The following is a 20,675-nucleotide window of genomic DNA, read 5'->3' as shown; positions in this document are numbered from 1 at the left end:
ATTAACACGCACTTTCGCGGCTCCCGGTGGGAGATTGCGTAGTGTAACAAAACGTCGCGGCCGGGTCAGCGCTCGCGGCCCTTGTCCAGAATCTTGAGGTAGAGCCGCTTGTAGCCGGTCTCCAGGTCGTTGGTGGGGTCGGTGAGTTTGCCGCGCACGGGCGTGCGGCCGTAGGCGCTGGTGAATTCGTAATTGTCCCCGGTGTAGAGCGCCTCGTTGACGTCGGTCGATTCGGTACCGCCCATCAGTTGCCAACGTCCGCCGATAAATTCGAGCTGGTAGCGCGCCTTGTCCAGCGTCTGCGACGGGCGGACGATGCCCGCTCGGATCAGGCCCTTAAACGGGCGGTCGGCCCGGTCGGTTTGGCTGACTTGAAAGCGCACGTCGGTGTAGCGGCAGCGGCCGCTCTGGCAGAAACGGGTTTTTTCGAGCTGTTCGATGATTTTGATCAGGCGATTGCGCGCCTCGGCCTCGCTCACTTTGCCCGCCGCCCCCGCCGCAAGCATGCCGCAGGCAAGCACGGCCACCAGGCCCAGGCTCTGTCTTCTGCGCACTTGGGATACCTCCTTCTATGTCGTTACACCCTGGGGGGCCTCCAGAACCTGCCAGACCCGCGCGAGCAGCGCGTCGAGGTTGCTTCTGGCTGCCGCTGAGATCACCAGCACCGGCTCGCCTGTCTCGGTCGATAAAATCCGCCGCCAGTGCTCCGCCTCCTCAGGCAGGCAGACATCGGCTTTGTTGAGGGCGACGATCCGGGATTTGTGGAGCAGCTCGCGGCCGTAGCGGCCCAGTTCGTCGATGACCGTCCGGTAGTCGGCCAACGGATCGGCACTGTCCAGAGCAATCAGCTGCACCAGCACGCGCGTGCGCTCGATATGGCGCAAAAATTCGTGCCCGAGCCCGACTCCCTGGTGGGCTCCCTCGATGAGCCCTGGAATGTCGGCAAAGACGACCCCGTCGCCGGTCACCTTGCGCACCACCCCCAGATTGGGCACCAGGGTCGTAAACGGGTAGTCCGCGATGCGCGGTCGTGCCGCCGAGAGCACCGAGATGAGCGTCGATTTGCCGGCATTCGGCAGCCCGATAATCCCGACTTCGGCAAGCAGCTTCAATTCGAGCAAAAGCTTGCGCTGCTGGCCCAATCTGCCCTCGGTGGCGTAGTCCGGGGCGCGGTTCTGGTTGCTGGCAAAGTGGGTATTGCCGTGGCCGCCCCGGCCCCCCACCGCCACTACCAGCCGCTGGCCCGGTTCGGTAAGATCGCCTATCGTCTCGCCGGTCACGGCATCCTGCACCACCGTGCCGCAAGGAACAGCAATCACCAGATCTTTGCCCTTGGCGCCGGTGAGATTTTTGGGGCCGCCCTTGGTGCCGTCGTCGGCTTCGAAGCGGTGGCGGTACTTAAAGTCGAGCAGCGTCTGCAAATTGGCGGTTGCCTCCAGCACCACCGCGCCGCCGTGGCCGCCGTCTCCACCCGCCGGCCCGCCCGCCGGCACGTACTTCTCGCGGCGGTAGGCCACCATACCGTCGCCGCCTCTGCCCCCTTCGACCTCGATTTCTGATCGATCGATAAACTGCATCGCCCGCCTATTCGCTCAGATCCCATCGTAGCCAGCCGGGACCGAACGGCACCGAAAAGGGCGGCACTCCCCCGGGGAAGGAGAGACATGGCAACTGGCAAGGAATTTTCTCCACCCCAGGGTGCAAGCGCGGGAAGCCCCCAATTCACAAAATATGGAAGCGGACTTTTTTGTATTGAAAACTTTTGAATTCAAGCCGTCGTGGCATTCAAAATCCATGGGCGTTTGTTTGACAAGTCTGCACAAAGCCGTTTATTCATTTGGGGAGCTTTCGATGTTCATTCACAAAAAAGAACCGATTCATGCAGTCAAGATTGATGAAGCCAATCCGCGCTTTGCCCAACTGCTGCTTGAGCAGTTCGGCGGGGCGACAGGAGAGCTTTCAGCCGCTTTGCAGTACTGGGTGCAGTCGTTCCACATCGAGCATCCGGGCATCAAGGACATGCTGCAGGACATCGCCGTCGAAGAATTTGGTCACCTGGAGATGGTGGGCAAGCTCATCGAGGGGCACACCAAAAACGTCGATCAGACCGATGCGTTCAAGAGTACGCTCTTCGCCGTACGCGGCGTCGGACCGCACTTTCTGGATAGCCAGGGGTCGGCCTGGACCGCCGCCTATCTTAACGAAGGGGGAGACGTGGTGCGCGACTTGCGCGCCAATATCGCCGCCGAGGCGGGAGCAAGACAGACCTACGAAGCGCTCATTAAGCTGGCCCCCGACGAAGGCACCCGCAAGACCCTGGTACACCTGCTGACCCGCGAGATCTCCCACACCCAGATGTTTATGAAGGCCCTCGATTCGCTGGGCAAACTCACCGACCCGCTGTTCGGTTCGATCGAGCCCGATGAGACGGTGCGTCTGTACTACAACCTGTCCTCCAATGGTGGGCAGGCCGACGAGCGCGGCCCGTGGAACACTGAACCCACCTTCGAATATGTCGCCGATCCGGCCTCCCGGATGCAGTAACGAGAGTCGAGCCCATTGGAGACCTGTGGCGGTTCTCCAATGGGTCCGTTCGGTTCGACCGATTCCGACTTGTCCACCCCTTCCAGGAAACCACCCGAGTGCCTTGGGGGAACGGTGGTATCTTGAGAGAATGCAACAGGCGGGAAGGAGGTACCCCCTGGGGGACATCGAACTGGCCTTCCGCAAGGCATGGTTGTTTCTGTACGCGCGCGGTGTCGGCCCTGACTACATCGCTGCTCTGGAAGCTTTTGCGCGTGCGACGATCGCCGCCTACCGCCAGGGGCTAAGCCTCGACCGGTTAAAACTTGAACTGATTGCCAACCGCAAGCTGACCGGCAACGCCGCCCTCGATGCCAATCTTGCCTTCGACCCCGAGGAATTGGGGGTGCGCGATCTGTGGCTGAGGCTTATCTATTTGACGCTCGAACTGGCAGGAGAGGCGCTCCCGGGCGAACCGCTCGCCAGCCTAGAGCCGAGCGCCGATGAGACCGGCGTCGAGATGCTGGTCGAAGGGGTGATCCGCGCCCACCGCGACGGCTACACCCTCGACTCGTTCAAGTTCGAACTGGCCTTTGAGGGGCGCCAGATCGAAGATCCGGAGCAGGCGGCCCTGTTCAGCCAGTGGCTTCGGATTATTTTTATGTGTTTGCAACTGCGCGAAGAAGAAGACACTCCCGAAGCGGACGATCAAAACGCATAAGTGTTGCCGCCGACGCGCAGTTGCAGCGGCACCGCCCGGCCGTCGCTACTAAACTGCGGCATGGGAAGATGCCGTCAGGCCGTCGGTCCAAAGCCCGAACATCCGGGATTGAGGCAAGCACCATCCCGCAATAGGCGAGCACCGACAGTCCCAATAAGCCAAGAAAAATCGTGGGCGATCCCGAGCGCCACTCCATCTGTCTGTTCATCGGGATGATCCGATAGGTGTCGAGATTCTAGGTGCGGACAGCTGTAGAAAAAAGCGACTTTGTGCCAGCGGCCCAACTGTCTACGGCGCGGGCACCTGCATACCCCGTTGCACGGCGGGTCGGGCTTTGAGCCGCTCGAACCACACTTCGACGGCGGGAAAATCTTCGAGGATGATGCCCTGGAATGCGTGGATCTGCACCCAGGGGAAAATGGCTACATCGGCGATCGTATACTCGCGGCCCGCTACGTAAAGATTGCGGCTCAACTGCCGGTTGAGCACCCGGTAGAGGCGGATGCTCTCGCGAAAGTAGCGATCGATGGCGTAGGGAACGTGCTCGTCGGCGAAGCGCTTGAAGTGGTTGAGCTGTCCGAACATCGGTCCCACCCCGCCCATCTGCCACATCAGCCACTGCAAAGCGGCGTAGCGGGCAGCGGGTTCGCTCGGCAGCAATTTGCCGGTCTTTTCAGCCAGATAGATCAAGATGGCCCCGGATTCGAAGATCGTGAGCCCCGTGTCGTGGTCGATAATAGCCGGAATTTTGCCGTTCGGGTTGATGGCCAGGTACTCTTCCCGGTGCTGGTCGCCGCTGGAGATGTCCACGACATGGACGGTGTAGGGCAGGCCCACTTCCTCCAGCATCACCGAGACTTTGCGGCCATTGGGAGTGGTGAACGTGTAAAGGTCGATCATGGCGCTTCGGAAGGTTGCGGACGAGTTTCAGCATAGGCGAGCCCGGGTCGCCAGATGGGTTTCACCCCCCGGCTCACCTGGTGGATAAGCCAGTGCTCCTCGGTACGCACCGCCCCGAACCCGGCCGCCGCCAGGTCACAGGCCAGATCGCCCGCTGCGTAGGCCCCGATAAACGGCTCCTCGAAAATCTCGCCCAGCCACTCCACCCGGCGCAGCGTGCTCTGGGCACCATCCAGAATCAGGCACTGCCCCCCCGGCACCAGCAGCCGGTGCATCTCGGCAAGAATAACCGGCACCTCGTCAGGCGGGGTCTCGTGGAACAACAGCGACGCGCTCACCAGGTCGAAGGACGCCTCCGGCAATCCGCTCGCGCGCGCATCGCCATGCAGCCATTCAACGGCAAGCTTTTCGCGCTTAGCCTTGAGGCGGGCTGCCACCAGCATGTCGGCAGAAAGATCCAGACCCGTCACCCGCGCCCCGGGAAAAGCGCGCGCCAGAAGTACCGTCGTCGAGCCGGTGCCGCAGCCTAGATCCAGAATCCGACCCGGCGGCCGGGTGACGGCCTTGACCAGACAATCGCGCACCCAGGTTTCATTGGGCCACAAAACGTACTGGGTAATTGGGTCGTAGGTGACGGCGGCGCGCATGCTCAGGTAGCCGCCCGGGATGCCATGGAAGTTGTTCTCCAGGTAATAGGGCGGATATTGCACCTCGGGGCGGCGCAGTTCGGAGGTGGCCTGCTCCCAGTCGATACCCCGATAAGGGCGCAAGAAGGCGTCCTCGTCGATGAGCGCTCTGAGCACCGGCGCCAGGTAACGGTCGAAGAGAGCTTCGCGGGTCATGGGCGTGACAGATGGCGACGTTTCCCTTGTACCATCGATGCGGACAAGCGCGAATGGGAGCGGCGTGGGCTACTACCGGTTGCAGCCTCGGGCCTTCAGCCCGGTGTATCTGACGGATCTGGCAGGTCAGATCCTCGCTTCGCCCTATCTGGCTATCAACAACCTCAACCGGGACTTTGTGGCCACCCGCGGCTTCTCGGTCGTCTTCACCCGGGCGGGACTGGCGACCGTCCGGCGCCGGTTTCCATTTTTTGGCAGCTATCTGGATCTGGCGCTGGTGGAGGAGTGCAACGCTTTTTATCTCAATCCGCTGCTGCTCGAAGAAAATTCACGCGTCGATCCCCATATCGACCGCAGCCTGCGCTCGTACTGCAAGACCATCGAGCCGCCCTTTGCGGTGAGCGTGCTCTACGTGCAGGTGCCCACGGATCTAGAAGGCGGCGAACTGGTGCTCAGCCGTGCCCGCAGGCCGGTGGGCCGCATCCGGCCTGAAATCAATTTGCTGGTTCACTTTCAAGGGGATCTCACCCACGCGGTCGAGCGGATGCGGGTTTGCGGGCGGCGGTTGAGCCTGGTATGCGAGCAGTATCAGCTGGACGAGGAACAACTCGCCCAGATACCGGAATTTGTGATCGAATCGCGCGCGGCCGTCCGCCGGGGGGGCTACTAGCCCACCGGGGCCACCACTCGGCCGAGGTGCGGGTAGAGCGCGAAGCGCGTGCACAGCGATGCGACCCGCTCCAGGCAGTCGGCTACGACCCTGGCGTCGGTGGGCTGGGTGAGGCGGTTGGCGATGATCTCGCCGATTTCGCCGAATTCGGTTGTTCCCAGGCCGCGGGTGGTCATCGCCGGGGAGCCCAGGCGCAGGCCACTGGTCACAAAGGGCGACTGCGGATCGAAGGGGATCGTGTTTTTGTTGGTGGTGATGTTCACATCGCTCATCAGCAGGTCGGCCTGCTTGCCGGTGAGGTCCACCGAGCGCAGGTCCACCAGCATCAGGTGGTTGTCGGTGCCGCCGGAGACCAGGGTCAGGCCGCGGGCCGTCAGGCGCTCGGCCAGGGCGCGGGCGTTGGCCACCACATCGGCGGCGTAGGTCTTAAACTCGGGCTGCAGGGCTTCGCCGAAGGCGACGGCTTTCGCGGCAATCACGTGCTCGAGGGGACCGCCCTGGGTGCCGGGGAAGACCGCTTTGTCGAACCGCTTGCCCAGGGCCTCGTCGCGGGTGAGGATGAGGCCCCCGCGCGGCCCGCGCAGGGTCTTGTGGGTGGTGGTGGTGACCACGTCGCAGTGGGGAATCGGATTGGGGTGCACCCCCGCCACCACCAGCCCGGCGATGTGGGCGATGTCGGCGAGCAAGTAGGCTCCCACTTCGTCTGCGATCTCGCGGAAGCACTCGAAATCGATCACGCGCGGGTAGGCCGAGTAGCCGCAGATAATCAGTTTCGGGCGGTGGGCATGGGCCAGTTCGCGTACTTGATCGAAGTCGATGCGGTGGCTTGCAGGATCGACGCCGTAGTGGAGCGCCTCGAAGTAAATGCCCGACTGGTTCACGGGTGAGCCGTGGGTGAGGTGGCCGCCGTGGCTGAGGTCCATGCCCAGAATCTTGTCGCCGCGCTCCAAGAGCGCCAGAAAGACCGCCGCATTCGCCTGCGCGCCCGAGTGGGGCTGCACGTTGGCGTGGGCGGCGCCGAAGAGCGCCTTGGCCCGGTCGATGGCAATTTGCTCGACGGCGTCGACGAATTCGCAGCCGCCGTAGTAGCGCTTGCTGGGCAGTCCCTCGGCGTATTTGTTGGTGAGCACCGAGCCCTGAGCAGCCATCACCGCCGCAGAAGTAAAGTTCTCGCTGGCAATCAGTTCCAGGTGGGAGCGCTGCCGGTTCAGTTCCCGGTCGATCCAGCCAGCCACCAGCGGATCGGTTGCGCGCAGCAGATCGTCACTCACAGGCATGTACCTCGCGGGCAATATAATAAACCACCCTCGATCGATAGCATATCGGCGGTGCGTCTGCGGCTGAAGTCAAAAAATCCAGGATTGAGCGACGGTTGCAGGATGACGCAGGCTGCGTGGGTATCCTGCCTGTGTAGTCTTCATGAGACATAGATGGAGCCGAGTGAGGCACAGTTTCTAATCGTCAATGCCCTCGATGCCCTCGAATTACTGGAATCCGATGTCTGTGATTCGGGAGACCGGCACCTGGTATATCAAGACGCCCAGCCCGTCACTACCGGTGGCCCAGCTAATTTTTGATGGAGAGGTGATACCCGTGGATGCAGAACCAGGAAGATGAGCAACGTGACAGATCAACGCCAACAGCGCCTTGTAGAACTGATGCAGCTGGCTCGTGCACGGGCGGTGGCCAGCGGTGCAACCGGTCGGGACAAACTGCGAGGTGAGCGCTTTTTGAACCCTGAAGAATGGCAGGAATTCAAAGCGCTGGTAGACCAATTTCGGGGCCGGGCAAACCCGTAAACCGGCTTCAGGTACTCGGTTCAGTGAGAACCGCCAGACCCACCACCCAGTCGCTGTCCCCATCCGCCCAGTGCTCTTTTTTCCAGATAGGAGCATCCAGCTTGAGGGTGTCGATGGCGTACTGGCAGGCGGCAAAGGCGTCGGCTCGGTGGGCGTTGCCCACGGCGATGATCACGCTCGCTTCGCCCACCATGAGGCGTCCCAGGCGGTGGTGGATGACGATGTTGCCGGTGGCGGGCCAGCGCTCGCGGATCTGACGGGCGATCTGCGCAAAGACATCCAGGGCCATCGGTTCAAACGCTTCGTAATCAAGAAAAGCGACCGCCCGCCCCCCGGTGCTGGCGCGCACGGTGCCCACCATCGTCACCACCGCCCCCGAGGCGGGAGCGGCCGTCAGGGTGTAGGCGCGCTCGATCGAAAGCGGTTTGTCCGTAAAACAAAAGTGTTCGCCGCCCACGGCCCTACCCTCCGCTCACCGGCGGGATGAGCACCAGTTCGTCGCCGTCGGCCACTGGGGTGTCGGGGGCGACGAACTGGCGATTGAGGCCGTAGCGGACCACCGCCTCCCAGCGCGCCAGTTGCGGCCGCTCGCCCGCCAGATGCCGCTGGATCTGGGCGCAGGTGGTGCCCTCGGGCAATTCCAGCACCAACTCGTCGCGCTCGAACGCCTCGCGGTAGCTGGCGAACAACTTGATCTCGATTTTCATCGCCCCCCGGAACGCTTTTATCCCTATCGTGCCCCGCCTCAGTCGATGCTGATCAGAAGATATTTCAGGTACTCGGTCTCGGGGATATGCAGCAAGATCGGGTGATCGGGCGCCTGGCCGCGCTGTTCGACCAGACAGGCGGTGCGGCCGGTATCCTGGGCGGCGTCGCGGATGACGTCGCGGAACATCTCCATGCTCAGGTGCGACGAGCACGAGCAGGTGACCAGGATCCCCCCTGGGGTGAGCAGCTTCATTGCCCGGAGGTTGATCTCCTTGTAGCCGCGCAGAGCCCCCTCCAGCACGCTGCGGCTTTTGGCGAAGGCGGGCGGATCGAGAATAATCATCTCGAAGCGCCGACCCTCCCGGTCGAATTCGCGCAATACATCGAAGGCGTTGGCGGTGAGCGCCCGGCACTGCTCGCCCACCCCATTGAGCTGGGCGTTTTGCTCGGCGATCGCGGTGGCCGCCTCGGCGATATCGACGTTGAGGACCGAACTGGCCCCGGCCAGGGCGCATTGCACCCCAAAAGCACCGGTGTAGCCGAAGGCGTTGAGCACGTTGCGCCCCTCGGCAAAGCGGGCGGCGTGCTGGCGGTTGAAGCGCTGATCGAGAAAAAGGCCCGTCTTTTGCCCCTGCTGGATGTCCACCAGGAGCCGGGCGGAACCTTCTTCGATCTCAACCAGCGTCGGCGGCGCCTCGCCCCACAAACAACCCACCCGCTCCTTGAGCCCCTCCAGGCGGCGCACCGGTGCGTCGGAGCGCTCGAAGATGCCCAGAGGCGACCCCAGTTGCGCCAGACACTCGACGATCACTTCGCGCCAGGGCTCAAGCCCCAGCGCCAACAGCTGCACGACGACAAAATCGCCGTAGCGATCGACCGTGAGCCCCGGCAGGCCGTCCGCCTCGCCGTGGATCCAGCGGAAAGTCTTCACCTGCGGCCCCAAAAAACGGTGCCGGTGCTCCAGGGCCTTACCGAACCGTTCGATCCACCAGGCCCGGTCGATTACCACATCCGCGCCGCGCTCCAGATAGCGCACCGCGATTTGTGATTGACGGTTGAGAAATCCCCGCCCGCAAAAGCGGCCCTGGGCATCGAGCACATCGACCATGCTGCCGTCCGCCACCTGCTCAAGCGGTGGAAAACGGGCGACTTCACTCGCAAAAATCCACGGATGGGTGCGGCGGTTGCGGCGTTGGGGCTTCAGCTGCACCGCCCCGGGCGCACTCACCCCAACCTCCCGGCGCGCAACACGGTTCCGCACCTGGAGGAAAAAACTGCTATACGTTGCTGAAACATTAGACAACCCCTCTGCGGGAATAATACAGACGAAACAACAGTTTTGTCAGCGGCGGCCGGGTTCGGGCGGATCAAGAACCCAGCGCAACAATTGACCGACAAGACTGACGCGCGGCACCTGGTGGGCCACCAGGGGCGGGTGCGGGTCCGACAACTGGCCGGGTTGGCCGCCGCCGAATCCGCGACTTTCATCTGTACCAGCCGCACAGCGGCAGAGTTGCAAAATTCCCCGGCCTACCGTCCGGCCGAAGCCGACGACGAACCGGGCACAGGCCTCCTGGGTTTTGACGATCAGAACCTGCACGTCTTCGATGTCGCTGCGCTGCGGGCTTTCGAGTCCACCGCTTCCCGCCAGGCAAACGTTCTCGACGACGAGCAACTGGGTCAGGTATGTGACCGCCAGGCCGAAGTACGCTCGCAACCGCCCCCACAGCGGCAGCACAACCGCCGGCACTTCGGCAAGCGGTCGGTCAAAAAGTGGGGACGGGAACGTGGTAAAGGCCATGAAACGCTGGCTACGGGATGAACAAATACCGAGTCAACCGGCCTCGGGATGCCTGGCAAAGCCACTGGCTGTGCTCGGGGGCTGCCGCCTGCATCGGTGCGGCCGGCTCGCGGTCGAGCTTCGCCCTATTCGATTTCGCGGCTGGCGGAAAAACGGTGCAACGGCAAGCTCAGCACGCTCGCCCAGGTCAACAAGTAAGCAAGCACACTGGTGGCGCGCAGGCTGCGGATCACAAACTCACCCTCCAGCCAGCCGAAGCGTACAATCGCCACCGAAGCGCAGTAGACCATCCAGTAGGCAAAAATCATGGCAAAGAGCGCCTCGTCCACCCGCTCGTATTCGTCCGCCGGGGTGCACCGAAAACCTAACACAAGCACCAGGCCGATCGCACAGGCTACGAATGAGACAACGATCACGGCATTTTGCCAGACAATGCTTTCCATCGATATACCCAGGCTGTCCACAGTAAACGAAAAGCAGTTTAGCGGACCGTCCAAAAGTGGGATCGAATCGGTAACCAATTGAAATATTCCCCAAGGCGGAGGTGAGCGCCCCTCTACCCCGCTCCAGTTCTCATCGGCTAGGGTAGTGGTCGTTTCCGTTGTCTGGACAATCCTTGAGCGAGAGCGGACCTTCGAGCGGCAGACCCTGGCCCTACGCCTCTCCGGGCATTCCGGACGAGTGGTTCGAGCGCATCCCGGGCATTCCCCTCTCGCCGCGGGAGGTGCGGGTGCTGATGCTCTCGCAGTTGCGCCTCAGTTGCCGGCTGCGGTTCTGGGATATCGGCGCCGGGACCGGAACGCTCCCGGTGGAAGCGGCCTTACTGTGTCCCACCGCCCCGATCGTTGCCATCGAGCGCGACGAAGAAGTAGCGGAGCTTATCGAGCGCAACTGCCGCAAATTTGGCGTCACCAATGTGCAGGTTGAGCGCGGCAGTGCCCCCGAATGTCTCGCCGACCTCGCAGACGATCCCGATCGCGTTTGCATCGAAGGGGGAAAAGCTTTGGCCGGTATCTTGCACTCGGTCTGGCCGCGGCTGAAGGCGGGGGGACGGGTGGTGGCGGTCACTTCCACCCTCGAAGGACTCTACCGGCTCACCGAGGGGTTCGCCGAACTGCAGGCGCGTCAGGTGGAGGTGGTGCAGGCGGGCATCTACCGCCTGGAGCGGCGCGGTGCCCAGCAGGCTTTTATGGCCCTCGATCCTACCTTTGTGCTGAGCGGCGAAAAAATCTAGGCATCGCGCATCAGTTCGGGGTCGGCGTGTACCTGCACCCCCATCGAACGGATGAGTGCCAGACTTTCCTCGGGGCCGTCGATGTGCTGGTCTTCGCCGATCCAGTAGGTGTGAATATTCAAAGCGCCCAGGAAGGTCACAAATTCGCCGATGGGAGGCCGCTCGAAAACGGCGGCCATGGCGATCGGATAGCCTTCCTCGCGCCAGGGTGCCAGCGCAAAGCGCTGGTAGTAGAGCAGTTGGCCGACCGTCTCCTGGATGGCTTCGGCCAGATCCTGCTGGCCGAGCACCTTGATTTCGGCGAGTAACACCTGTTGTTCGTCGATGGCCAAAAAGTCGAAGGTATCGGCGTCCTCGCGCACCTCTTTGCCCGCCAGGCGAAACCAGCGCCGGAAGTGGGTGAGCACTTCGTCGTGACGGGCGGTGCGCTCCAGTTGGCGCCGACGTCGGCGCTCGGCCAGCAGCGGATCGCGGGCGCTGCCGCCGGGGACGCCGCTTTTTTGATAGGCGGGTTTTTCGTCGGGATCGATGACGAGCCTGCCGCCGCTCGGGCGCCCGCGCTCGCGCTCGGGCGGCAGTACCGGCAGCACGAAGCGCGGCGAGAGCGGCTCGCCCGCAGGCGGCGCATCGAGGTGAGTAAGCAGGCGGCGATTGAGCGGATGCTCGGGAGCGGCCTCAAAAAGAGCCGCGAAGACCGCTTCTGTAAGGCCGAAATCGCAGCGGAACTGTTCGGGGGTGATCGTCCCACGGCCCTTGGCCAGTTGGGGCGCTCCGAAGTAGAGCGCCGCCAGCAGCGGATAAACCGGCAGCGCCTGACCCGCCGGTACGAGCGCCTGCCACATCGGCACTGTCCAGGCCACTCGGCTGAGGCGGGCCTGGCGGCCCCGGCCGAGCACCTGCAAAAACTTGGGCAGGCCCGGTTGCCAGCCGCAGGGGTTGCCGTCGAAGCCGCACTTCTGGCGGCCCTGGTCAATCACCAGGGAGGTATGGCCGTCGTAGACCCGAAATGGGCACAGGTCGCGGTCGCCTTCGAGAAATTCGACATCCTGCCAGAAGTGGATGGCGGCGGCGTGGCAGCCGATGCCGCGCTGGCCGTTGCACAGCTTGTGCCAGCGAAAATCGCCTTCGGCGCTCGACTGCGGCAACAGCGGCTGGGGAACCCCTTCGCTATCGAGGTTCAAGATGGGCCAGACGAGCGTTTCACCCTTGGGACCGTGGGGCAGGCGCCCGTCGCTTTTGCGGTAGAGGCCGTCGCAGATGCGCTCGGCCACTTCGTCGAGGCCGATGCCCCCGCCGCTGCCCACCACCGGCACGAGATCTTGAAAGTACTGCACCGCCAGGGCCACCTCAATGGCCCTGACCTGGACACCGCCCGAGCGGGCCAAATGGTGTGCGAGCAACCGACCCGCCAGCAGGTACAGGTCGTAGCGCTCAAGCGGCAGTGCGCGATCCATCGGCCTACAACCTCCCGTCTTCTCCGCAGAGCAACCAGTTCACGGACACCCCGAGCGCCCGCGCGAAGCCCACCAGCTCCCAATCGACGACCCGGCGCTTGCCGTTTTCGATTTGTCCGATTTTGACGTAATCGAGTTCCAACCCGTAGCGGCACAGCCGCCCCGCCAACTCGTCCTGGGTCAGCCCCAGCCGCTCGCGCAGGTAGCGCACCTGCGGTCCGATCAAATTGGTGGGACGGGGGCCGTGGTTGGGGTTGATCGCATCTGCGTGGGACATGATCGAAAATCGAAAATGGCTGAAAGACGCTTGAATTGAAGACAAAAGAGCTCTCATCAGGGTTGGATTCATCCTAACCCTATAAAAAATCTTAGCCGATGATCGATTTTCGTTTACAGCCGTTTGCAAGATTTCCTTAATGTTGAGACATCCGGCAGCCAGACGAGAGGGAGAGGAACGGTGGTGAGAGCGAGGCACCGCGATTCGGAGGAGCAACCCTTTGGCCTTGACGAGGGCAATCTGCCCTCCAGGAGCGAGGCCCAGGGTAGTGACGACCTGGTCGATCTGTATCTCAACGAGATTGGTCGCATCCCGCGGGTAACCCCCGAGGAAGAAATTCATCTGGCCCGCCGCATCCAGGCGAAGCTTGCCATCGACGGGGCGCGCGAGGAGCTGGCGATGCGGCTGGGTCGACCTTCGCCGGAAGAGGACGTGGCCGCCTTCATGGGTCGCGATCCCAAGGCCCTCATCGAGGCGACCCGCCAGGGGCTGTGGGCGCAGCGCAAGCTCATCAACGCCAATTTGCGCCTGGTGGTCTCGATCGCCAAAAAATATATCGGTCGCAATGTGCCCTTTCTCGATCTCATCCAGGAGGGTAATATCGGCCTGATGCGCGCCACAGAGAAGTTCGACCCTGAAAAGGGCTACCGCTTCTCGACCTACGCCACCTGGTGGATCCGCCAGAGCATCACCCGCGCTATCGCCAACCAGGCGCGCACGATTCGCCTGCCCATTCACATGGTCGAAAAAGTGCGCAAGGTGCGCCGCGAGATGCGCATGGCGACGCTGGAACTGGGCCGGCGGCCGAGCGAGGACGAACTCGCTTCCCGTCTGGCGATCAAAGTCAAGAAGCTGCGCACCATTCAAGAAGTCTCCCGCCAGCCGGTGTCCCTCGACATGCCCGTGGGCAGCGAAGGGGACATTTCACTGGGCGAGATGATCGAGGACGGCACCGCAGAGCGGCCCTTCGACGAACTGGTGCAAAAGGCGCTGGCAAGCGAACTGTACGCGGCCATGAATGTACTCAAGCCCGTGGAGCGCGAGGTACTCGCCCTGCGCTTCGGCCTCAAGGGCGAGGAGGGCCTGACCCTGCGCGAGGTGGGCGAGCGCTTTGATCTGACCCGCGAGCGCATCCGGCAAATCGAATCGGAAGCGCTGCGCAAGCTGCGGCGCAGCAAGCGCAAGCAGATCCTGCAGCAGTATGTAGGCGGGTGATCCGCCCACGAGGTGGGGATCAGGCTCCAAGCCAGCGGGCGGCGTCCTTGGCGTGGTAGGTCAAGATCAGGTCCGCCCCGGCGCGTTTCATCGACATCAGCGTCTCCATCACCACCCGTTCCTCGTCGATCCAACCGTTGAGAGCGGCGGCTTTGACCATCGCGTACTCGCCTGAAACGTTGTAGGCGGCTACCGGCAGGTGGGTCGCCGCTTTGACGCGGTGCAGGATGTCCAGGTAGGCCAGGGCCGGTTTGACCATCAGCATGTCGGCGCCCTCGGCGATGTCGAGGGCAATTTCTTTGAGCGCCTCGCGGCTGTTGGCCGGGTCCATCTGGTAGGTGCGCCGATCGCCAAATTGAGGGGTCGATTCGGCGGCGTCCCGAAAAGGACCGTAGTAGGCGGAGGCGTACTTGGCCGCGTAAGAAAGAATCGGCGTGTCGGTGAAGCCCGCTTCGTCGAGGGCCGTGCGGATGGCCCGCACCATGCCGTCCATCATCCCGGAAGGGGCGATCAGATCCGCCCCGGCGCGCGCCTGGGCGACGGCGGTCTTGCCCAAAATTTCGAGGGTCGGATCGTTGAGGACATGGCCAATCGTGTCGCTCAACTCGATGACGCCGCAGTGGCCGTGGTTGGTGTACTCGCACAGGCAGGTATCGGCCATCACCACCAGCTCCGGCAGGGCCGCTTTGATAGCAGTCGTTGCTTCCTGGACAATGCCGTGGTCGTGCCAGGCGCCTGTGGCCCCGGCGTCCTTTTGCTCGGGGATGCCAAAAAGAATCACCGAGGGGACGCCCAGATCCCACACTTCGCGCGCCTCCTCCACGGCCTTGTCCACCGACAGCTGAAAGACGCCGGGCATCGAGGAGACCTCGCGGGCAAAGCCCGATCCCGGCACCACGAAGATGGGGCTGACCAGATCTTCGGGGTGCAGATGGTTTTCGCGCACCATCCGGCGCAGGGTGGGCGTCGTGCGCAATCGGCGCGGGCGAACAGACGGAAACATGGCGGGCCTCCTCCCCTGGTGCGTTGGACAAAGAACGGCGCCTACCACGTTAGCAGGCGCCGGTACGGGGAAGGGATCCCATCGGTGTCGGCGGCTATTCTATGAGTGCCTTGAGATCTTCTTTGAGCTGAAGCATGCCCTTGCGCGCCCAGCGCTTGATGGTGCCCAGCGGGGTGCCCGTCCGCGCGGCGATCTGCGGATAACTCAGGCCGCTGAACACGCTCAGTTCGAGCACCTGGCGCTCCTTTAGGGGCAAACTTGCCACCGCCTCGCGCACCCGTTCGGAGCACTCGTCGACGGTCGCCCGCTCCAGGGGCGTCACCCCGGAGGGTTCACCCAGATTCACCTGGCCGACCCGCTCGATCATCTTGAGTTTGCGGCCGCGGGCGCGCAGTTTGTCGAGGGCGCGCGAGCGGGTGAGCAGCATCAAATAGCTCGACAGCGAACCGCGCTCCGGGTTGTAGCCGCCGCCGCGCCAGAGGCTCAAAAAGATCTCCTGGCTGAGGTCTTCGGCCTCCTGGGGATTTTTGAGAATCGACAGCGCCAGGCCATAGACGACGCTCGCATAGCGACGATACAAGCTCACCATCGCTGTGCGCTCACCTGAGCGCAGGGCGTAGAACAGCTGTGCATCGCTCGGTTGGGCCATCGATTCGGACAATTCTGTAGTCGCCATGGTTTGCATCACTGTATTTGAACCCGATTGGGAAGAAAAGATAGAAAGGGCGCGGCGCCCGGTGCGGGCGGGGTGGTGAGCGCCCCCTGCGGAGCGGTCAGGCTCATCAGCTGCTTCCACAGCACAGCCGGTACGAATCGATTGGCTTCCATGCTTCCCCCCGCTGGGAAATTAACTGCTGAGTATCGACTGCCTGAGCGCAGGCCTCGGGCGGTTGACCGGTTGGGCGGATAAAATCCAGAAGGAACGGCCAAAGAGCTCCACAGCACCAAGCTTAGGGAACTACACTGGCCTTATCCAGGGACGATAGGGACGTTAAGGACCACTGCACATTGCATTGCAGTCCAAAGCCCAGGCCTTGCACCGGGGCGTTTTGTAGAAGATAAAGATTGTTCTGCGATAGCCCCTTAACACCCTTAACTTCCGGAGCGGGCGTACATTCTCTAGAGGGCCGCCCGGGTAGGGGCACCTGCATTCCGTGCGAGGAGCGCCGATGAACCACCCCCCCAAGGCAAAACGCAGGCGCGGCTTCCGGCTGACCCCCCAGGGCTGGCAGCGACTGCACGAGGCGCGCTGCGAACTGGAGAACCGGACGAACGGCGGCGAGCGCCTTACCCTCGAAGAACTGAGTGACCGCATCGGCCTCGATCCGAGCACCGTCGCCAAGGTGCTCACAGCCGAAGAAGGGGTCGATAAACAGACGCTCTTTCGTTTCTTCCAGGCGTTCGGGCTGGATCTGGGTTCCGGCGACTATGCTCGGCCGGAAGCGGGAGCGGTAGAGCCCTCCGAGCCGGTCCCGCCGCGCGGAGCGCGGCAGGATTGGGGTGAGGCGGTCGATGTGTCCTTGTTCTATGGGCGCACCGAGGAACTGGCCACCCTCGAAGGCTGGCTGGTCCGCGAGCGCTGCCGGTTGGTGGCGCTGCTGGGTATGGGCGGCATCGGCAAATCCACCCTCGCCGTCAAGCTCGCCCGCCAGACCCAGGAGCACTTCGAGCATTTGGTCTGGCGCTCGCTGCGCAACGCTCCGCCGCTCGGCGAACTGCTCGGCGAGCTTATCGAGTGCCTGTGCGACAGCCCGCAGGTGAACCTGCCCGCGGGCACCGAGGGGCGTCTATCGAAGCTGATGGAATGCCTGCGCCGTTCGCGCACGCTGTTGATTCTAGATAATGGCGAGTCGCTATTAAGCGGCGCCGAGCAGACCGGCACCTACCGCGAGGGCTGCGAGGCCTACGCAGAATTGTTTCGGCAGGTGGGAGAAGTGCCCCACGCCAGTTGCCTGATCCTCACCAGCCGCGAGAAACCCAAGGAAGTCGCTTCGCTGGAGGGGGCGAGCCTGCCGGTGCGTTCGCTGCGGTTGGGCGGTCTGCGCGAGGACGAGGGCGAAGCGATTCTGGAGGCGAAAGGGCTCAGCGGCAGCCCCGACGAGCGCCGCAGTCTGGTGGAATGTTACCGGGGCAACCCCCTGGCGCTCAAGATTGTTTCCACATCGATTCAAGAGTTGTTCGGCGGTGCCATCGGCGAATTTTTTGTTCACGGCGCGGTCGTCTTCAACGGCATCCGCAACCTGCTGGAGCAGCAGTTCGACCGGCTCACCCACTTCGAGAAACAGCTGATGTACTGGCTGGCTATCCACCGGGAACTGGTGAGCGCCGCCCAACTTCGAGAAGACACCGTCCCCGCCGCCCCCACCCCCAGGTTGCTCGAGGCGCTCGAATCGCTGTTGCGCCGCTCGCTGATCGAGCGCAGCAGTGCGGGTTTTACCCAGCAGCCGGTGGTGATGGAATTTACCGCCGAGCGGCTGATCGAGCAGGTGTGTGCCGAAATCGAGCGCGGGCCTATCGCACTGTTGAAATCCCACGCTCTGATGAAGGCCCAATCGAAAGATTACGTTCGCGAGACGCAGGTGCGCCTGATCGTGCGGCCCATCCTCGACGAGTTGCTCACCCGCCTGGGCAGCAGGCGCAGCCTGGAGCAGCGACTTTATGCCGTCCTGGAAGCCCAGCGCGAGCACTCACCCCTAGAACCCGGTTATGTGGGCGGCAATGCCCTCAATTTGCTGTGCGAACTGAAAAGCGATCTGGCCGGCCGGGATTTTTCGCGCCTCGCCATCTGGCAGGCGTACTTGCAAAAAGTCAGTCTGCACCGCACAAATTTTGCCGGTGCGGATCTGGCCCGCTCGGTCTTTGCCCAAACCTTCGGCGGCATCCTGTTCGTCGCCTACAGCCCGAAGGGGGAATTGCTCGCCATCGGCGACGACAGCGGCGAGGTGCGCCTGTGGCGAGTGCGCGACGGCCAACAGCAGCTGAGCTTTCGGGGCCATACCGACTGGATCAGCGCCCTTGCCTTCAGTCCCGACGGGAGCGTGCTTGCTAGCGGCAGCGAAGATCAGACCATCAAATTGTGGGATACGGCCACGGGACAGTGTCTGCGCACGCTTACCGGTCACGGCGGTTGGGTGTACTCGGTCGCCTTCAGCCCCGATGGGACGTTGATAGCGAGCAGCAGTCCCTCCAATGAAACCGTCCGGCTGTGGGATGCGGCCGGCGGCCAGTGCACCCGGACGTTCAAGTCGCGCACGGGCCGGATGTGGTCGGTGGCCTTCAGCCCTGACGGGCACACCCTCGCCGCGGCAAGCCTCGATCGCACCGTCAAGCTCTGGGATGTGAGGACCGGCGAGCGCCTGGGCACCCTCACCGGCCACACCGACCAGGTGCTCTCGGTCGCCTTCAGCCCCGACGGCGGTGTGCTGGCCAGCGGCAGCCACGACCAGACCCTCAAACTCTGGGAAGTGACGACCGGTACCTGCCTGACCACCCTCACCGGCCACACCGGCCGCATCCGCGCGATCTCCTTCAGCCCGGACGGAGAATGGCTGGCCAGCAGCAGCCTCGATTGCACCGTCAAGCTCTGGGACGCAGCCACAGGGGAATGCCTGCGCACCTTCACCGGCCACAGCGGCCAGGTCTGGTCGGTGAGTTTTGCCCCGGACGGCCAGACGCTAGCGAGCGGCAGCCTCGATCAAACCGTGCGGATCTGGGATGCGGCCACCGGCCAGTGCCTGCGCACGCTGCAGGGCAACGCCGGCTGGATCTGGTCGGTGGCCTTTGCCCCGGACGGCCAAACCCTAGCCAGCGGCAGCCTCGATCGCACCGTGCGGATTTGGGATGTACCCTCGGGTCGTTGTGTGCGCACCCTCACCGGTCACGGCAGTTGGGTGTGGTCGGTGGCCTTCAGCCCCGACGGCCGCACCCTGGCCAGCGGCAGCTTCGATCAGACCATCAAACTCTGGGATGCGGCCACCGGCCAGTGCCTGCGCACCCTCTCGGGCCACAACAACTGGGTGCGTTCGGTGGCCTTCAGCCCCGACGGCCGCACCCTGGCCAGCGGCAGCCACGACCAGACGGTGAAATTGTGGGAGGTTTCCTCCGGTCAGTGCCTGCGCACCCTGACTGGCCACAGCAGTTGGGTGTGGTCGGTGGCTTTTAGCCCCGACGGCCGAACGGTGGCCAGCGGCAGCTTCGATCAGACCGTTCGGGTCTGGAATGCCGCTACCGGCGAATGCCTGCATACGCTCAAAGTCGACAGCAGCCAGGTGTGGTCGGTCGCCTTCAGCCCGGATGGCCGCATCCTCGCAGGCGGCAGCGGCAACTACGCCGTCTGGCTCTGGGACACGGCTACCGGCGAGTGCCTGCGGACACTCACCGGGCACACCAGTCAAGTGTGGTCGGTGGCTTTTAGCCCCGACAGCCGGACGGTCGTCAGCAGCAGCCACGACCAGACGGTCAGACTCTGGGACGCGGCCACCGGCGAGTGCCTGCGGACGCTCACCGGGCATACCAGTCAGGTGTGGTCGGTGGCTTTTAGCCCCGACGGCCGCACCGTCATCAGCGGCAGCCAGGACGAAACGATCCGGCTGTGGGACAGTCACACCGGCAAACCCCTCGAATTGCTGCGCGCCGACCGGCTCTACGAGGGCATGGACATCACCGGGGTGACGGGTCTGACCGACGCCCAAAAGTCGATGCTCCAGGCTTTGGGGGCGGTGGAGGCGGCAGGCTAGACGCTGCCGTAAACCGGCACCGCCGCCCCGCGCACATCGCGGGCCGCCTCCGAAGCGAGAAAACAAATCACCTCGGCGAGCGACTCGGGTTTAACCCACTTGTCGGCATTTTCCGCACCCATCGCCGCCCGGTTGCCGGGGGTGTCGATGACGCTCGGCAGCACGACATTGGCGGTGATCCCGGTGCCTTTGGTCTCGGCGGCGATCGCCTTGGTGAGCGCCACCACCCCGGCTTTTGCCGCCGAATAGGCGGCCAGTTGCCCGGCAGGCTCCAGCGCACCGCGCGAACCGACCGTGACGATCCGTCCGTAGCCCGTGGCCAGCATCCGCCCCAGGCAGTGCTTACACAATAAAAACGTCGTATCCAGATTCAACTCGATGTCGCGCTTCCAGTCGGCGTAGGTGTACTGGTGGGTCGGTCCCATGTTGAACCCTCCCACTAGATGGATAAGCACGTCGACCCGCTCCAGCGCAGCCAACAATCCCTCGACACTCGCCTCCTCGGCCAGGTTCGCCTCCACAAAGCGCACGCGGCTCAGATCCGCCGGGCAGAGGCGGCTTTTGAGGCGCTCGACTTCCCGCTGCGCGATAAACGGGATCGTCAAATGCGCCCCCCGTGCCAGCACCGCCGGGGTCACCCCCAGACCCAAACCGCCCGTGCCGCCGGTGAGCAATACGTGCCTTCCCTGCATCGGATCTCCTCGCTTGTCGCTGCTTATCGATTGTTCCTGAAATGGCGACAATTGGTAAGTATTTGTACTGGACAGGCGCAAAATTGGTAAACAGAATGGA

22 protein-coding genes are annotated in these 20,675 nt (G+C 63.4%); 6 read left to right on the top strand and 16 right to left on the bottom strand.

Going from position 1 to position 20,675, the window contains the following annotated elements; all coding sequences use genetic code 11:
• Positions 1-65 precede the first annotated feature (65 nt).
• Together GLL_RS22530 and obgE are read right to left on the bottom strand one after the other, a co-directional pair.
• Positions 66-554: a hypothetical protein gene (locus GLL_RS22530; protein WP_011144359.1), complete on the bottom strand. Its 489-nt coding sequence runs from the start codon at positions 552-554 to the stop codon at positions 66-68.
• 15 nt (positions 555-569) lie between these two features.
• A complete protein-coding gene (obgE, locus tag GLL_RS22525) occupies positions 570-1,577 on the bottom strand; it encodes a GTPase ObgE (RefSeq protein WP_011144358.1) in 1,008 nt (335 codons plus the stop codon).
• Positions 1,578-1,851: 274 nt separating this feature from the next.
• Here obgE and GLL_RS22520 point away from each other — a divergent pair, with 274 nt between their 5' ends.
• Complete coding sequence (locus GLL_RS22520; RefSeq protein WP_011144357.1) at positions 1,852-2,544, top strand: manganese catalase family protein; 693 nt, start codon at positions 1,852-1,854, stop codon at positions 2,542-2,544.
• Between the two features lie 130 nt (positions 2,545-2,674).
• The gene (locus GLL_RS22515; protein WP_164929522.1) at positions 2,675-3,244 is read left to right on the top strand and encodes a hypothetical protein; all 570 of its coding nucleotides are present in this window, start codon (positions 2,675-2,677) and stop codon (positions 3,242-3,244) included.
• 288 nt (positions 3,245-3,532) lie between these two features.
• Here GLL_RS22515 and GLL_RS22510 read toward each other — a convergent pair whose 3' ends face one another.
• Both GLL_RS22510 and GLL_RS22505 read right to left on the bottom strand, forming a co-directional pair.
• On the bottom strand, positions 3,533-4,144 hold the full coding sequence (locus GLL_RS22510; RefSeq protein WP_011144355.1) for a glutathione S-transferase family protein: 612 nt from the start codon (positions 4,142-4,144) through the stop codon (positions 3,533-3,535).
• A complete protein-coding gene (locus tag GLL_RS22505; protein ID WP_011144354.1) occupies positions 4,141-4,986 on the bottom strand; it encodes a class I SAM-dependent methyltransferase in 846 nt (281 codons plus the stop codon). The genes GLL_RS22510 and GLL_RS22505 overlap by 4 nt, the downstream gene beginning before the upstream one ends.
• A gap of 37 nt (positions 4,987-5,023) precedes the next feature.
• Here GLL_RS22505 and GLL_RS22500 point away from each other — a divergent pair, with 37 nt between their 5' ends.
• Positions 5,024-5,656, top strand: a complete 633-nt coding sequence (locus GLL_RS22500) for a 2OG-Fe(II) oxygenase (protein ID WP_164929521.1) — start codon at positions 5,024-5,026, stop codon at positions 5,654-5,656.
• On the opposite strand, the gene glyA is transcribed toward GLL_RS22500, so the two are convergent.
• The 6 genes from glyA to GLL_RS22470 all read right to left on the bottom strand — a co-directional run bounded on the left by glyA (position 5,653) and on the right by GLL_RS22470 (position 10,407).
• A complete protein-coding gene (glyA, locus tag GLL_RS22495; protein WP_011144352.1) occupies positions 5,653-6,933 on the bottom strand; it encodes a serine hydroxymethyltransferase in 1,281 nt (426 codons plus the stop codon). The two genes, GLL_RS22500 and glyA, sit on opposite strands and share 4 nt — an antisense overlap.
• Positions 6,934-7,462: 529 nt before the next feature.
• Positions 7,463-7,912 (bottom strand): molybdenum cofactor biosynthesis protein MoaE, encoded by a 450-nt coding sequence (locus GLL_RS22490; protein ID WP_011144350.1) that lies wholly within the window; start codon positions 7,910-7,912, stop codon positions 7,463-7,465.
• A gap of 4 nt (positions 7,913-7,916) precedes the next feature.
• On the bottom strand, positions 7,917-8,162 hold the full coding sequence (locus GLL_RS22485; RefSeq protein ID WP_011144349.1) for a MoaD/ThiS family protein: 246 nt from the start codon (positions 8,160-8,162) through the stop codon (positions 7,917-7,919).
• A 38-nt stretch (positions 8,163-8,200) separates the two neighbouring features.
• Positions 8,201-9,391, bottom strand: a complete 1,191-nt coding sequence (locus GLL_RS22480; protein ID WP_164929520.1) for a class I SAM-dependent rRNA methyltransferase — start codon at positions 9,389-9,391, stop codon at positions 8,201-8,203.
• A 114-nt stretch (positions 9,392-9,505) separates the two neighbouring features.
• Complete coding sequence (locus GLL_RS22475; protein ID WP_011144347.1) at positions 9,506-9,964, bottom strand: hypothetical protein; 459 nt, start codon at positions 9,962-9,964, stop codon at positions 9,506-9,508.
• A 125-nt stretch (positions 9,965-10,089) separates the two neighbouring features.
• Positions 10,090-10,407 (bottom strand): hypothetical protein, encoded by a 318-nt coding sequence (locus GLL_RS22470; RefSeq protein ID WP_164929519.1) that lies wholly within the window; start codon positions 10,405-10,407, stop codon positions 10,090-10,092.
• Between the two features lie 173 nt (positions 10,408-10,580).
• On the opposite strand from GLL_RS22470, the gene cbiT reads away from it, so the two are divergent.
• On the top strand, positions 10,581-11,198 hold the full coding sequence (gene cbiT, locus GLL_RS22465) for a precorrin-6Y C5,15-methyltransferase subunit CbiT (RefSeq protein ID WP_011144345.1): 618 nt from the start codon (positions 10,581-10,583) through the stop codon (positions 11,196-11,198).
• Here the strand turns inward: cbiT and GLL_RS22460 are convergent.
• Positions 11,195-12,652 (bottom strand): hypothetical protein, encoded by a 1,458-nt coding sequence (locus GLL_RS22460; RefSeq protein WP_011144344.1) that lies wholly within the window; start codon positions 12,650-12,652, stop codon positions 11,195-11,197. The genes cbiT and GLL_RS22460 overlap by 4 nt on opposite strands.
• 4 nt (positions 12,653-12,656) lie before the next feature.
• Complete coding sequence (locus tag GLL_RS22455; protein ID WP_197530076.1) at positions 12,657-12,929, bottom strand: helix-turn-helix domain-containing protein; 273 nt, start codon at positions 12,927-12,929, stop codon at positions 12,657-12,659.
• 240 nt (positions 12,930-13,169) lie between these two features.
• Here GLL_RS22455 and GLL_RS22450 point away from each other — a divergent pair, with 240 nt between their 5' ends.
• Complete coding sequence (locus GLL_RS22450; RefSeq protein ID WP_164929789.1) at positions 13,170-14,144, top strand: RpoD/SigA family RNA polymerase sigma factor; 975 nt, start codon at positions 13,170-13,172, stop codon at positions 14,142-14,144.
• 19 nt (positions 14,145-14,163) lie between these two features.
• On the opposite strand, the gene hemB is transcribed toward GLL_RS22450, so the two are convergent.
• The 3 genes from hemB to GLL_RS22435 all read right to left on the bottom strand — a co-directional run bounded on the left by hemB (position 14,164) and on the right by GLL_RS22435 (position 15,975).
• Positions 14,164-15,147 carry a porphobilinogen synthase gene (hemB, locus tag GLL_RS22445; protein ID WP_011144341.1) on the bottom strand — a complete coding sequence of 328 codons (984 nt, stop codon included), beginning with the start codon at positions 15,145-15,147 and terminating at the stop codon, positions 14,164-14,166.
• A 94-nt stretch (positions 15,148-15,241) separates the two neighbouring features.
• Entirely contained in the window at positions 15,242-15,823 is a 582-nt protein-coding gene (locus tag GLL_RS22440; protein WP_011144340.1) for a sigma-70 family RNA polymerase sigma factor, read from the bottom strand.
• Positions 15,824-15,831: 8 nt separating this feature from the next.
• Positions 15,832-15,975 carry a hypothetical protein gene (locus GLL_RS22435; RefSeq protein WP_164929516.1) on the bottom strand — a complete coding sequence of 48 codons (144 nt, stop codon included), beginning with the start codon at positions 15,973-15,975 and terminating at the stop codon, positions 15,832-15,834.
• Between the two features lie 341 nt (positions 15,976-16,316).
• Between GLL_RS22435 and GLL_RS22430 the strand changes: the two genes are divergently transcribed.
• Positions 16,317-19,883, top strand: a complete 3,567-nt coding sequence (locus GLL_RS22430; protein ID WP_011144339.1) for an NB-ARC domain-containing protein — start codon at positions 16,317-16,319, stop codon at positions 19,881-19,883.
• On the opposite strand, the gene fabG is transcribed toward GLL_RS22430, so the two are convergent.
• On the bottom strand, positions 19,880-20,575 hold the full coding sequence (gene fabG / locus GLL_RS22425) for a 3-oxoacyl-ACP reductase FabG (protein ID WP_011144338.1): 696 nt from the start codon (positions 20,573-20,575) through the stop codon (positions 19,880-19,882). The genes GLL_RS22430 and fabG overlap by 4 nt on opposite strands.
• Between the last annotated feature and the right edge of the window lie 100 nt (positions 20,576-20,675).

The sequence above is a fragment of the Gloeobacter violaceus PCC 7421 genome (assembly GCF_000011385.1).
GTDB classification, from domain to species: domain Bacteria; phylum Cyanobacteriota; class Cyanobacteriia; order Gloeobacterales; family Gloeobacteraceae; genus Gloeobacter; species Gloeobacter violaceus.
Note: the sequence above shows the minus strand (reverse complement) of the source record. Positions and strands in the feature narration are given on the sequence as shown.